This window comes from Devosia sp. Leaf420 (assembly GCF_001425445.1).
GTDB lineage: Bacteria > Pseudomonadota > Alphaproteobacteria > Rhizobiales > Devosiaceae > Devosia.
In genome coordinates, this window is the sequence record NZ_LMQU01000001.1 from 348160 (window position 1) to 360499 (window position 12340).

The window sequence follows — 12340 nt, forward strand, 5'->3', positions numbered from 1 at the left end:
GACCAGACCATGCCCATCACTATCCGCCCTGCCCGCGCCACCGACCGGGATGCGATCATCGGCATGCATGTCGAGATTAGCCGCAAGGCTTATGGGCACATTTTGCCGGACTATTATTTCGCCGAAGTTTTGCCGGTGGAGAAGGACAAGCTCTGGTCGGAGCGCTTTGCCGGGCCTGTCGACCCCGAGCGGCTATCGATCATGGTGGCGGATGCGGATGGCGCGCTGGCCGGATTTACCAGCGTCGTCTTTGATCCCAACGAAAAGTGGGGTGCTTATCTCCACCACCTCTATGTCGGCTCTGAATTTCAGCGACAGGGGCTGGCGCGGCGGCTTTGGCTCGCCATTCTTGACACCTTTCCTGCATCGTTCCAGGATGCGCCGATTTCCCTTCTTGCTCTTGAGGGCAATATGCCGGCACGGACGCTTTATGAGCGTGTGGGCGGCAGGGTTGAGGAGCGCATACTGGCACAGTATCCGGGCAGCCCGGATACGCCGGTGTTGCGATATACGTGGCCGCATCGCGATGTGTTGCGCCAAAGGCTTGCGCCACACACTGCTTGATCCCTCAGTTGTATGAAAGCGAGGCCGCGACCTTTGGCGGCAGGGCGGAAACGGGCCTTGAACGCAGATCGCGGCGGAAGTCACTGGGCGACATGCCGGCGATTTTGCGGAAGAGTTTGTTGAAGGCACTGAGCGAGCCGAAGCCGCTTTCCATGGCGATCTGGAGCACGTTTTCGTCGTCTCGCATCAGGAGCGCCTGGGCATAGGACAGGCGGATCAGGTTGACGTAGTCGTTGAGCGTCATGCCCGTGCATTTCTTGAATACGGTCATGGCGTATTTGGGGTGCACGTCGGCCGCCACGGCAATGTCGACGGAGTCGATGTCCTCGCGGAAATTGTCGGCGATGAAATCGCAGATGCGCACGACGATCGGCGAAATGTGCTGGTCGGTCGAGGAGCCGTCGGACTGGATTGGGTGGCTCGACAGCAGCTCATAAGGCGCGAAGCGGATGCGCTCGATCCGAAGGAGGAGTTCGTCCACTGCGACGCTGACGCGAAGCGGATCATTGGAGCGCACATAGTCGTTCCAGCGGGCGAAATTGAGCGTATCCGAAGGATCAGTTGCCTTGGTGACGAGAGAGGCGCCCTGCATCAGCCCAGCCTGGACGTCCTGTGGCAGGCGCAGGCGGAAGAAGTGTACCAGCGGCAGATGACCGCCGGTATAAACGAGGTCGTCCGAGGCATCGTCGAGGCGATGGGGTTGGCCGCCCCAGAACAGGGCGAGATCGCCGGCAGAAAAGCGGACTTCGTAGCCGCTCATGGCATAATGCGCCCAGCCACGGACGATATAATTGACCTCCACCTGCGCATGCCAATGGGGCGTACGCATCAGCAGCGGAGACGCATGGAACATGTTGAGTTCGGTGGGGAGGCGTTCGACGCCATTGATTGACGGCTCATAAAAGCCGCGATCCACCATCTTACTATCCGCCAATTTGAAATACCCGATAAGAGCGACGGCTCTAATAGAGTCTCTAGCTTAGGTAGCGCTCGGCATAAGAGCAAGGGAGGAGAGCGCGCGGCGCCTTGTGTCAGCCGCGCCCACCTGATTCTGCCGACAGCAATAAGATCGAGCCAACCGGAAACGGGATGGCTCCTTGCGAGGAAAGAACATGACTGACAAGAAAATTCGCTGGGGCATTATCGGCCCAGGCAGCATCGCCAAGGCCTTCCGCGGCGGCCTTGAGCACTCCAAGCATGGCGTTCTGGCAGCAATCGCTACCCGCGATCCGAGCAAGCCGAACCTGGCCGTGGATTTTCCCGGCGTGCGCGTGGTGAAGGGCTATGACGCCCTTCTCGCCGACAAGGACATCGACGCGGTCTATATCGCTGTGCCGCACACCGGCCACGCCGAATGGGCCATAAAGGCGGCGGAAGCCGGCAAGCATGTGCTGGTCGAAAAGCCGCTGGCGCTTTCTGCCCATGAAATCGACGCCGTGTTCCATGCGCACAAGAAGGCCGGCACCTTTGCCGGGGAAGCCTTCATGTATCGCCTGCATCCGCAGGTGAAGCAGCTTCTCGACCTGATCAAATCCGGCGCCATCGGCGAAATCAGGATGATCCAGTCAAGCTTTGGTTTCTCGATGGGCAAGTTCCAGCCGCAGCACCGCCTGTTCGCTTCCGAATTGGCTGGCGGCGGCATTCTGGACGTCGGCGGTTATCCGGTTTCCATGGCGCGGCTTATTGCCGGCGCGGCGCTCGGCAAACCGTTTGCCGATCCGGTTAAGGTGGCTGGCGCGGCTAAGCTAAACGATGAAGGCACGGACGACTGGGCCGCGGCGCTGCTGACGTTCGAGAACGGTATCGTCGCGCAGGTGTCTTGCGCGGTGATGGCCAATCTCGACAATGTGCTGCGCATCCATGGTTCGGACGGTCGGATCGAAGTGCCGGAATTCTGGTTCGCCAATGGCAACCGTGACCAGGGCCTGGGACGCATCGACATCATCAAGGGCGGCAAGACCGAAACGGTTTCGGTCAATGAAACCGCCCATGTCTATTCGTTCGAAGCGGACGCCGCCTCGCTCGCTATTCTCGAAGGCAAGCAGGAATTCCCGGCGCCAGGCATGACCTGGGGCGATAGCCTTGGCAACGCACGCGTACTGGATCAGTGGCGTAAGGACGCCGGGATTGAGTACTCGGTCGAAAAATACACCAACCGTGTCAACACCTTGGACAATCGCAGGCTGGGACCGAACGGCGGCGTCATCACCAAGCGCTCGATTCCGGGGCTGAACAAGCCGGCTTCGGCCGTTGCCCTTGGCTTTGAGGATTTCCGCACCTTCTCCTCGGGCGCGATCCTCCTCGATGCGTTTTGGGAAAAGGGCGGCAATATCTTTGATACCGCCTTCATCTATGGCGGCGGCTATACCGAAAAGCTCTTTGGCGAATGGCAGAAGAGCCGTGGCGTGCGTGAAGAAGCCGTGGTGATCGGCAAGGGCGCGCACTCGCCGCTGGTCTATCCCGATGTGATCGGCAAACAACTCACCCAGTCGCTCGATCGCCTGCAGACCGACTATGTCGACGTCTATTTCATGCACCGCGACAATACCGATGTACCGGTGGGCGAATTCGTCGATGCCATGGATGCCGAGGTGAAAGCCGGCCGCATTCGTGGGCCGTTCGGTGGGTCGAACTGGACCAAGGAGCGTATGGACGAGGCAATTGCCTATGCCGAGCGCACCGGCAAGACCAAGCCACAGGCGCTGAGCAATAACTTTGCGCTGGCCGAAATGCTCGATCCGATCTGGGGCGGCTGCGTCACCTCATCGACGCCTGATTTCAAGCAGTGGCTGATCGACCGCCAAGTGACGAACTTCTCGTGGTCCAGCCAGGCGCGCGGGTTCTTCACGGACCTTGCCGGTCGCGACAAGACCGATAATGAGGAACTGGTTCGCGTTTGGTACAACGAGCAGAACTTCGGCCGCCGCGATCGGGCCATCGAGCTGGCCAATCAAATCGGGCATAACCCGATCCATGTGGCGCTGGCCTATGTGTTGGCCCAGCCCTTCCCCAGCGTGCCGCTGATCGGACCGCGTCGCCTGGTTGAGCTCGAGGACAGCCTCAAGGCTTTCGACATCAAGCTGACGCCGGAACAGGTGAAGTGGCTGGAAGGCTAAGCTTCAACAAAACCAAGACAGATCAAGGGGTCCGGCAACCGGCCCCTTTTTCAATGGCTGGAATGATGGCGATAATTTCACACCGCCGCGTAGAGAATTCATCCGCGCTGTTCGGCCAAAGAAGACAGTTTGTGCCCTGAAGCGTGGTTGTCAGGTCAATTGGCCTGCCCTATGTTATTCATCGTGAGATTACGATCTCACGCAATTCTCAGGGCGGGGTGCAATTCCCCACCGGCGGTAAGGCGGCGACGCCAAGCCCGCGAGCGCCTTTGGTCCTTCGGACCCTGGGGTCAGCAGATCCGGTGTGATTCCGGAGCCGACGGTATAGTCCGGATGAAAGAGAATGAGTTGGTAAGCGTTTGACGGAGCTCGCGTTTTTCCGCGAGCACCGTGATGCGTCGCCTTCTCGTAACCCTGAGGAAACTGGTTACGGAAAGGACACCATATGAACCAGATTTCCTCTTCTAAATATGCCAGCGCCACTTCGGGCGCGCTGTTCATGCTTATCGCGAGCCTTGCATTTGCTGCGTCCAATACGCTGCAATCAATTCTGCCCACTCCCGTTGAATATGGCGGGTTTGGCATGAGTTCGACCGGCATGGCCTTCTGGCAATATGTCATTGCCTCCATTTTGGCGCTGCCGATCATCATGCGGATTGGCCTCAAGAATTTGCGCACCAGCTATCCGCTTGCCCATGAAATTCGTGCCTTCGCTTCGGCGCTGGGCGTGCATGTATTCGTCTATGGTTTCGCCTCAGGCGTGCCGATCTGGCAGATGGTGACGCTGCTCGCCACCGGGCCGCTGTTCATTATTCTGGGGTCTACGCTGCTTCTCGGCGAGAAGGCGTCCACGGCCCGGATTGGCGCCGCGCTAACCGGCTTTGCTGGTGCGATCATTGTTTCGGGCATTGGGGCCGAAGGGTTTTCCTGGCAAACCCTTGTACCGATTTTGGCGGCGGCGCTTTGGGCAACCACGGATATTCTGACCAAGTATCTGACGCATAAGGGCGAAAGCCCCGAGACGCTCACCATTTCGCTGCTGGTGCTGATCACGCCGAACCACCTTGCTATCCTGTTGCTGGTGACCGCCTTTTCCTGGGCGCTGCCAATCGGTGCTGCTCCTGGCTTTCCGTTTGCTTTGCCGACGGGTACCGGGTTGATCCTGCTTTTGTTGCTCGGTGCACTAACGGCCGCGGCGCAGTATCTGCTGAGCTTTGCCTATCGGGCCGCCGATGCAACTTTCCTCCAGCCATTCGGTGATTTGAAGGTCCCCCTGGGCGCGATCGTCGGCTGGATCGTGCTCGGTCAGGTGCCATCGGTATGGTTCTGGCCCGGTGCAGCGCTGATCATTCTGGCGTCGCTGTTCCTCTATCTTGTTGAAGGACGCGACCAAGGATCGAAATTCGTAACGGCATAGCGTTCCGCGCGTAGAATAATTCTTCCAAATCGTGCGCCGGCGATGCGATATTGCCGGCGTTGCTATTTTGAGGGTGTTCGATGGACCGGGGAGAGATTTTGGCGGCGCCGAAAAATTTCGAGGCGCTGCGGGAGCTTATCCTTGAACGGCGGCGCGAACTGCCCAAGCGCCTGGCGCAGGTAGCGGCCTTTGCGCTTGATCATCCTGATGAGATCGCGTTTGGCACGGCGGCGAGTATTGCGCTAGCGGCGGAAGTGCAGCCATCTACGCTGGTTCGATTTTCGCAAGCCTTTGGTTTTGATGGCTTTTCGGCATTGCAGGCTGTGTTTCGTGAGCGGTTGCGAGAGCGCAATTCGAGCTATGAAGATCGCCTTGCAGAGCTTGAAAGCGGGGAATTGGCGCCGGCAGGATCGGCGGTCATCCTCAGTTCATTCATTGCTGCAGCCCATCGCAGCCTTGATAATCTGGGGACTGCAATCGACCCTAAACGCTTCGAATCCGCTACCATTACGTTAGCATCGGCGCGCACAATTCACCTTATTGCACGTCGGCGCAGCTATCCGATCGCGACCTACATGGCCTACGCGCTTTCGCAGCTCAAAATCCGCTGTCAGATCGCTGGAACAGCATCCGGCATCGACGATGATTTGCTCGCAATGGCCGACCCGGGTGACGCGGCTTTTGCGATCAGCTTTTCATCTTATGCTCCGGAGACAATCGCGCAAGCTTCGGCACTAGCGGCGCGGGGCATTCCGGTGGTGTCGCTGACCGACTCAGCGTTCTCGCCGCTGGCGGAATGTTCGACGGTGTGGTTCGAACTGGTCGAAGCGGACCATGCGGGCTTCCGATCCCTATCCGCGAGCATGGCTTTCGCCATGGCGCTGGCAGTCGGCATCGCAGAGGAACGGCGGCGAATGCAAATTTCATGAATGGAACAAGTATTCTATATTTGATCTGATTTAGAAGATGTGTTTCAATTCCTCCAACGATAAGCCGCCGTGGGAGGAATTTCGGTGAGCACGCAACAGACGCTCGATGTGATCACCATTGGCCGCGCCTCGGTGGACCTCTATGGCCAGCAGATCGGCACGCGACTTGAGGATATCGGTAGCTTCGCTAAATCCGTCGGCGGATGCCCGACTAACATTTCGGTCGGGACGGCGCGGCTGGGGCTTAAATCGGCGCTGATCACGCGGGTTGGCAATGAGCAGATGGGGCGCTTTATTCGCGAGCAATTGCAGCGCGAAGGGGTTGAGACCAAGGGGGTCGTCACCGACCCCGAGCGGCTGACGGCGCTGGTGCTGCTTTCGGTCGAGAATGACAATTCGTTTCCGCTGATTTTCTATCGCGACAACTGCGCCGATTCTGCGCTTGATGAAGGCGACATCGACGAGGATTTTGTGCGCTCGGCCAAGGCGGTGCTGGTGACCGGCACGCACTTTGCCAAGCCCAATACAGACGCTGCGCAGCGCAAGGCGATGAAGATTGCCAAGGCGAATGGCGCCAAGGTTATCCTCGATATCGACTATCGACCTAATCTTTGGGGGCTGGCAGGGCATGATGCGGGCGACAGCCGCTATATCGCTTCGGATGAAGTCTCCAAGCACATGCAGACCGTTTTGGCGGATTGCGATCTGATCGTCGGGACGGAAGAGGAAGTGCTTATCGCGTCGGGCGAGAGCGATCTGACAGCGGCGCTGAAGACCATTCGAAGCTTTTCGAGCGGGACCATTGTGCTCAAGCGCGGGCCGATGGGGTGCATCGTTTATGACGGGGCTATTCCGGATGATCTCGAAGACGGAATTGTCGGTAAAGGGTTTCCAATCGAAGTCTATAACGTGCTCGGGGCTGGCGACGCTTTCATGAGCGGATTTTTGCGCGGCTGGCTGCGCGGGGAACCGCACGCGACAAGCGCGACCTGGGCCAATGCTTGCGGCGCCTTTGCGGTGAGCCGGCTGCTGTGTGCGCCGGAAATTCCGACCTGGACCGAACTCAACTACTTCCTCAAGCATGGCAGCAAGGAGCGCGCGCTGCGCAAGGATGAGGCGATCAATCACGTGCACTGGGCGACGACGCGGCGGCGCGAAATCCCAAGCATGAAGGCGCTGGCAATCGACCATCGGCTCCAGATCGAAGAGATGGCAGCGGGCGACGCGGAAAAGCTCAAGCGCATTCCGGCGTTCAAGGTGCTGGCCGTGAAGGCAGCGGCGCAGGTGGCTGGTGGGCGCGACGGCTTTGGCATGTTGCTGGACGATAAATATGGGCGCGATGCGCTTTATGCGGCGAGCGCGATTCCTAATTTCTGGGTGGCGAAGCCGATCGAACTGCCGGGCTCGCGGCCGCTGCAGTTTGAGTTTTCGCAGGACCTGGGATCGCGGCTGGTGGATTGGCCGGTGGATCACTGCATAAAGGTGCTGTGTTTCTATCATCCGGACGATGCGGCGGAACTGCGGGACATGCAGATCGATAAGCTCCGCGCGGCTTATGATGCGGCGCGAAAAGTCGGGCGGGAATTGCTGGTTGAGATCATATCGAGCAAGAATGGCGCGCTGAACGACGATACGGCGGCCCGGTCGATGCAAGCGGTTTATGAGGCTGGGATCAAGCCGGACTGGTGGAAGCTCGAGACGCAGCCGAGCACGGAGGCATGGCGCCAGATCGATGCCACGATCGAAGCGCATGATCCGCTTTGCCGGGGTGTAGTCCTGCTCGGGCTCGATGCGCCGGCGGAGCAGTTGATCGCTGGCTTTGCGGCGGCGAAGGCAGCAAAATCGGTGAAGGGTTTCGCGGTTGGGCGGACGATTTTTGCTGATGCGGCGCGGGCCTGGCTAGATGGGCGGATCGGTGATGATGAGGCCGTGGCGATGATGGCGCAGCGGTTTGCGGGATTGGTTGAGGCTTGGGATGGGGCCTAGCTCCTAAGCCGGTACTTGTGGCTCCACCCCCTCCCGCCCTCCCCCATCAAGGGGGAGGTGTCTGGATGGTGGGTGTTGCAAGGTCTAGCCCCAAACTCGATATGCACCTCCCCCTTGATGGGGGGGGGATGGGAGGGGGTGACCCCGGCCTAAGAGATAAAACGGAGGTTCCCGCTTTCGCGGGAATGACACCGGGAATACGAGGAGTGGCCATGAGCCAGAAGACTGTTCGATTGACGATGGCTCAGGCTGTGGCGCGATTCATGACCGCGCAGAAGACTGTCATTGACGGGGAGAAGGTGCCGATCTTTGGCGGCGTTTTTGCCATTTTCGGGCACGGGAACGTGGCCGGGGTGGGCGAGGCGCTCTATGGCGTGAAGGATACGCTGCCAACCTATCGCGGGCAGAACGAACAGGGCATGGCGCATGCGGCGATTGCCTATGCAAAAGCCAGCTTTCGGCGGCGGTTCATGGCGGTGACTTCGTCCATCGGGCCGGGCGCGCTGAACATGGTGACGGCGGCAGCGCTGGCGCATGTGAACCGGTTGCCGGTGCTGCTGCTGCCGGGCGATGTGTTTGCCAATCGGCTGCCCGATCCTGTTTTACAACAGGTGGAAGACTGGGGCGACGGCACGGTTTCGGCCAATGACTGTTTTAAGCCCATCAGCCGCTATTTCGATCGGATCACGCGGCCGGAGCAGATCATTCCGGCGCTGCGGCGGGCCATGCAGGTGCTGACCGATCCCGCCGAATGCGGGCCGGTGACCCTAAGCCTTTGCCAGGATGTTCAGGCGGAAGCCTATGACTATCCCGAGAGTTTCTTTGCCGAGAAGGTGTGGGTACCGCGGCGGATCATGCCCGATGCGGACGAATTTGCGACGGCGGCGGCGACGCTGAAGCTGGCGAAGAAGCCGGTCATTATTGCGGGCGGCGGCGTGCTTTATTCGGAAGCGAGCGAGAGCCTGATGGCTTTTGCCGAGGAGCATGGCATCCCCGTTATGGAGACGCAGGCGGGCAAGAGCGCCCTGCCCCATGCGCATGAACTGAACATGGGCAGCGTGGGTGTGACGGGATCGTCAGCGTCAAACATTTTGGCTGGAGAGGCTGATGTGGTGCTGGCTGTCGGCACGCGGTTGCAGGATTTTACCACTGGGTCGTGGTCCCTGTTCAAGAACGAAGATCTCAAGATTATCGGACTCAATGTGCAGCCGTTTGATGCAGGGAAGCATGAGGCGCTGCCGCTGGTATCGGATGCTCGTGTAGGACTTGAAGCGCTGGATGCGGCGCTGATGGGATGGCAGGTTGATTCCGATTGGACGCATAAGGCCATGCGGGAAAAGGACAAATGGCTGCTGGATGCTGACGCCGCGACCGGGCCGACCAATGTGGAATTGCCGTCGGACGCGCAGGTGATCGGAGCAGTGCAGCGGGCGCGGCAGAAGGCGACGCTGGTGTGTGCGGCGGGCGGGTTGCCTGGCGAGTTGCACAAGCTCTGGAAGGCGGGTGCGCCGGGCAGCTATCATCTCGAATATGGTTTTTCGACCATGGGCTACGAGATTGCCGGCGGGCTTGGCGTGAAGCTGGCGCGGCCCGAGGACGACGTGGTCGTGATGGTCGGCGATGGCAGCTATATGATGCTGAACTCGGAGATCGTTTCGTCGATCATGCTGGGCGCCAAGCTGACGATCGTGCTGCTGGATAATGCGGGCTACGGCTGCATCAACCGGCTGCAGATGGCCACGGGCGGGGCGAATTTTAACAACCTGCTTAGGGATACGCATCACGTGACGCTGCCGGGCATCGACTTTGCGGCGCATGCAGCGGCGATGGGGGCGGTGAGCCGCAAGGTCGGGTCGATCGCTGAGCTGGAAGCGGCGCTGGTCGAGACGGCGGATGTCGAGCGGACTACGGTGATTGTGATTGATACCGATCCGTTGATCACCACGGATGCTGGGGGGACCTGGTGGGATGTGGCGGTGCCAGAGGTTAGTGAGCGCGGCGCGGTGAATGCGGCGCGTGAGGGGTATGTGAAGGCGCTGATGGCGCAGCGGATTGGGTGAGGCATCCCCCTCACCGACTCGGCTTCGCCGAGCCACCTCTCGCCGATGGGGAGAGGAATAAGAGGGGCCGGACTATTCTTCTCCCCTTCGGGGAGAAGGTGGCGCGTAGCGCCGGATGAGGGGGTGGCCGAGTGATCCACAGACCCCTCTGCGGAGGATAGAACCCCTCACCCTGGAAATCTGCTGAACGCAGATTTCCAGTCCCTCTCCCGCAAGGGGCGAGGGAAGAGCGGTGGGTGGGGCGAGATTGGCGCGACGGCGCGGGAGAGACCAAAAGAATGAAAGCCAAGCTTGGGATGTCGCCGATCGCGTGGTGGAACGACGATCTGGTGGAGTTGAGCGATGATGTGTCGCTCGAAGAGTGCCTGCGGCAATCGCGGTCGGCTGGGTTTACCGGGATGGAGAAGGGGCGGCGGTTTCCGGATGATCCGGAGGTGATGCTGCCGATCCTGCGCGCGGCTGACGTGACGCTGTGTGGCGGATGGTTTTCGGGGACGCTGGTCGAGGAAGAGCTGGCGGCCAACAAGGACCGCATTCTGCCGATGATCGAGCTGTTCAAGGCGGTCAACGCGCCTTGCATCGTTTATGGAGAGGTCGGCCGATCGGTGCAGGGCAAGCGGGAGATTCCGCTGGCGCAGAAGCCGAAGCTCTCGGATGACGAGATGAAGGCTTATGGGCGCAAGGTGACCGAATTTGGCGAATGGTGCGCCGAGCAGGGCATGCCACTGAGCTATCATCACCATATGGCGGCTGTGGTCGAGACCGAGGCGGAACTCGATGCGTTTATGGCGGTTTCGGGCGCGGGCATTCCGCTGTTGCTCGATGCGGGGCACCTGGCTTTTGCAGGGGGCGATCCGCTAAGGGCGATTGATAAGCATCATGCGCGGATCAACCATGTTCATGTGAAGGATATTCGGCGCGCTGTGGTCGATGGGCTTGATCGAACAAAGCAAAGTTTCCTTGATGCCGTGGCGCTTGGTGCTTTTACCGTGCCGGGTGATGGGTCGCTCGATTTTGGCGCCATCGTGCAGCGGCTGGCCGATCATGGCTATGAGGGTTGGTTTGTGGTCGAAGCCGAACAGGACCCGAAGGCCAATCCGCCGCTGAAAATGGCGCAGGTGGGCCACAAGGAACTGATGCGCGTGATGACGGCGGCGGGTTACACCGTCGAGACGCAAGGTTTTCCGAACGCGTGAGTTTTGCTAGACCATGCGCCAACGAAGAAGGATTGGCGCATGGCTCTGAAAGAAAACGATCTCAACTGGTTCCGGCCGCTTTGGCGCCGGGTTGCCATCGTGGTGTTTCTGGCGATCTGGCTAGCCTGGGAGGCGATCTGGACCAAGGAGACACTCTGGATCGTGCTGGTAGGCGCTGCGCTCGCCTATTCGCTCTGGAATTTCTTCTATGCCTTCCCCAAGGAGCAGCCAAAAAATGAGCAAATCCCCCCTGCTGGTCCGGTCGACGGCGACGAGCGGCAAGATCCATGATGTGACGCCGGCTTCGGCTGGCTGGACGCATGTCGGCTTCGGGCTACATCGGCTCAAGCCGGGCGAGGCCTATGGCGAAGCGACGGGCGAGCGCGAGGTTTGCCTAGTGGTCGTTTCCGGCAAGGGGCGCTTTGCCGTCGATGGCGAGGATTTTGGCGAGCTTGGGGAGCGGATGAGCCCGTTCGAAGGGGCGCCATGGGCGCTCTATGTGCCGGCGGGGCGCGACTGGGCAGTCGATGCGACGACTGACCTGGAACTGGCTGTGTGCTCGGCGCCGGGCGGCGGGGATTTCCATACCAAGGTCATCCCGCCGGGGACGCATCCGCGGCTGAGCCGTGGCAAGGGCGCCAATATCAGGCATGTGTACAATATCATGCCCGAGGATGATGGCTCGGCCAATGCGCTGCTGGTGGTCGAGGTGATCACGCCGCAGGGCAATACATCGTCCTATCCGCCGCACAAGCACGACCAGGACAATCTTCCGCACGAGAGTTTTCTGGAAGAGACCTATTATCATCGCATGAACCCGCCGCAGGGGTTTGCGTTTCAGCGGGTCTATACCGATGACCGGAGCCTCGATGAAGCGATGGCGGTGGAGGATGGCGATGTCACGCTGGTGCCGCGGGGATATCATCCGGTGGCGACGACGGCGGGGTATGATCTCTATTATCTCAATGTGATGGCCGGGCCAAAGCGGGTGTGGAAATTCCACAATGCGCCAGAGCATGAGTGGATGCTGAAGTAGGGTTTGTAGCCTTCCACTCCGTCATTGCCCGGCTTG

At 60.0% G+C, this 12340-nt stretch carries 10 protein-coding genes and 1 riboswitch; of the genes, 9 read left to right on the top strand and 1 reads right to left on the bottom strand.

Going from position 1 to position 12340, the window contains the following annotated elements; translation table 11 throughout:
• Window positions 1-9: 9 nt before the first annotated feature.
• Window positions 10-564, top strand: coding sequence for a GNAT family N-acetyltransferase (locus ASG47_RS01810; RefSeq protein ID WP_061907014.1), 555 nt, complete (start codon window positions 10-12; stop codon window positions 562-564).
• A 4-nt stretch (window positions 565-568) separates the two neighbouring features.
• Here the strand turns inward: ASG47_RS01810 and ASG47_RS01815 are convergent, their stop codons facing one another.
• A complete protein-coding gene (locus tag ASG47_RS01815; RefSeq protein WP_061907015.1) occupies window positions 569-1483 on the bottom strand; it encodes a helix-turn-helix domain-containing protein in 915 nt (304 codons plus the stop codon).
• A 193-nt stretch (window positions 1484-1676) separates the two neighbouring features.
• Between ASG47_RS01815 and ASG47_RS01820 the strand changes: the two genes are divergently transcribed.
• From ASG47_RS01820 to iolB, 8 genes are all read left to right on the top strand, one after another.
• Window positions 1677-3680 carry an aldo/keto reductase gene (locus ASG47_RS01820; protein ID WP_061907016.1) on the top strand — a complete coding sequence of 668 codons (2004 nt, stop codon included), beginning with the start codon at window positions 1677-1679 and terminating at the stop codon, window positions 3678-3680.
• 200 nt (window positions 3681-3880) lie between these two features.
• Window positions 3881-4029: riboswitch (FMN riboswitch) on the top strand.
• A 96-nt stretch (window positions 4030-4125) separates the two neighbouring features.
• Window positions 4126-5097, top strand: coding sequence for a DMT family transporter (locus ASG47_RS01825; RefSeq protein WP_061907017.1), 972 nt, complete (start codon window positions 4126-4128; stop codon window positions 5095-5097).
• Between the two features lie 80 nt (window positions 5098-5177).
• Entirely contained in the window at window positions 5178-6026 is an 849-nt protein-coding gene (locus tag ASG47_RS01830; RefSeq protein WP_061907018.1) for a MurR/RpiR family transcriptional regulator, read from the top strand.
• Window positions 6027-6095: 69 nt separating this feature from the next.
• Complete coding sequence (locus tag ASG47_RS01835) at window positions 6096-8012, top strand: bifunctional 5-dehydro-2-deoxygluconokinase/5-dehydro-2-deoxyphosphogluconate aldolase (protein WP_061907019.1); 1917 nt, start codon at window positions 6096-6098, stop codon at window positions 8010-8012.
• A 212-nt stretch (window positions 8013-8224) separates the two neighbouring features.
• On the top strand, window positions 8225-10072 hold the full coding sequence (gene iolD / locus ASG47_RS01840; RefSeq protein ID WP_061907020.1) for a 3D-(3,5/4)-trihydroxycyclohexane-1,2-dione acylhydrolase (decyclizing): 1848 nt from the start codon (window positions 8225-8227) through the stop codon (window positions 10070-10072).
• A 278-nt stretch (window positions 10073-10350) separates the two neighbouring features.
• A complete protein-coding gene (iolE, locus tag ASG47_RS01845) occupies window positions 10351-11268 on the top strand; it encodes a myo-inosose-2 dehydratase (protein WP_061907021.1) in 918 nt (305 codons plus the stop codon).
• Between the two features lie 39 nt (window positions 11269-11307).
• Entirely contained in the window at window positions 11308-11559 is a 252-nt protein-coding gene (locus ASG47_RS01850) for a hypothetical protein (RefSeq protein ID WP_061907022.1), read from the top strand.
• Window positions 11504-12304 carry a 5-deoxy-glucuronate isomerase gene (gene iolB, locus ASG47_RS01855; RefSeq protein WP_061907023.1) on the top strand — a complete coding sequence of 267 codons (801 nt, stop codon included), beginning with the start codon at window positions 11504-11506 and terminating at the stop codon, window positions 12302-12304. Before ASG47_RS01850 ends, iolB begins: the two co-directional genes overlap by 56 nt.
• The last annotated feature ends 36 nt before the right edge of the window (window positions 12305-12340 follow it).

Coding starts and splice junctions, on each gene's coding strand:
- ASG47_RS01810 (WP_061907014.1), top strand. CDS start 10: ATGCCCATCACTATCCGCCCTGCCCGCGCCACCGACCGGGATGCGATC.
- ASG47_RS01815 (WP_061907015.1), bottom strand. CDS start 1,483: ATGGTGGATCGCGGCTTTTATGAGCCGTCAATCAATGGCGTCGAACGC.
- ASG47_RS01820 (WP_061907016.1), top strand. CDS start 1,677: ATGACTGACAAGAAAATTCGCTGGGGCATTATCGGCCCAGGCAGCATC.
- ASG47_RS01825 (WP_061907017.1), top strand. CDS start 4,126: ATGAACCAGATTTCCTCTTCTAAATATGCCAGCGCCACTTCGGGCGCG.
- ASG47_RS01830 (WP_061907018.1), top strand. CDS start 5,178: ATGGACCGGGGAGAGATTTTGGCGGCGCCGAAAAATTTCGAGGCGCTG.
- iolD (WP_061907020.1), top strand. CDS start 8,225: ATGAGCCAGAAGACTGTTCGATTGACGATGGCTCAGGCTGTGGCGCGA.
- iolE (WP_061907021.1), top strand. CDS start 10,351: ATGAAAGCCAAGCTTGGGATGTCGCCGATCGCGTGGTGGAACGACGAT.
- ASG47_RS01850 (WP_061907022.1), top strand. CDS start 11,308: ATGGCTCTGAAAGAAAACGATCTCAACTGGTTCCGGCCGCTTTGGCGC.
- iolB (WP_061907023.1), top strand. CDS start 11,504: ATGAGCAAATCCCCCCTGCTGGTCCGGTCGACGGCGACGAGCGGCAAG.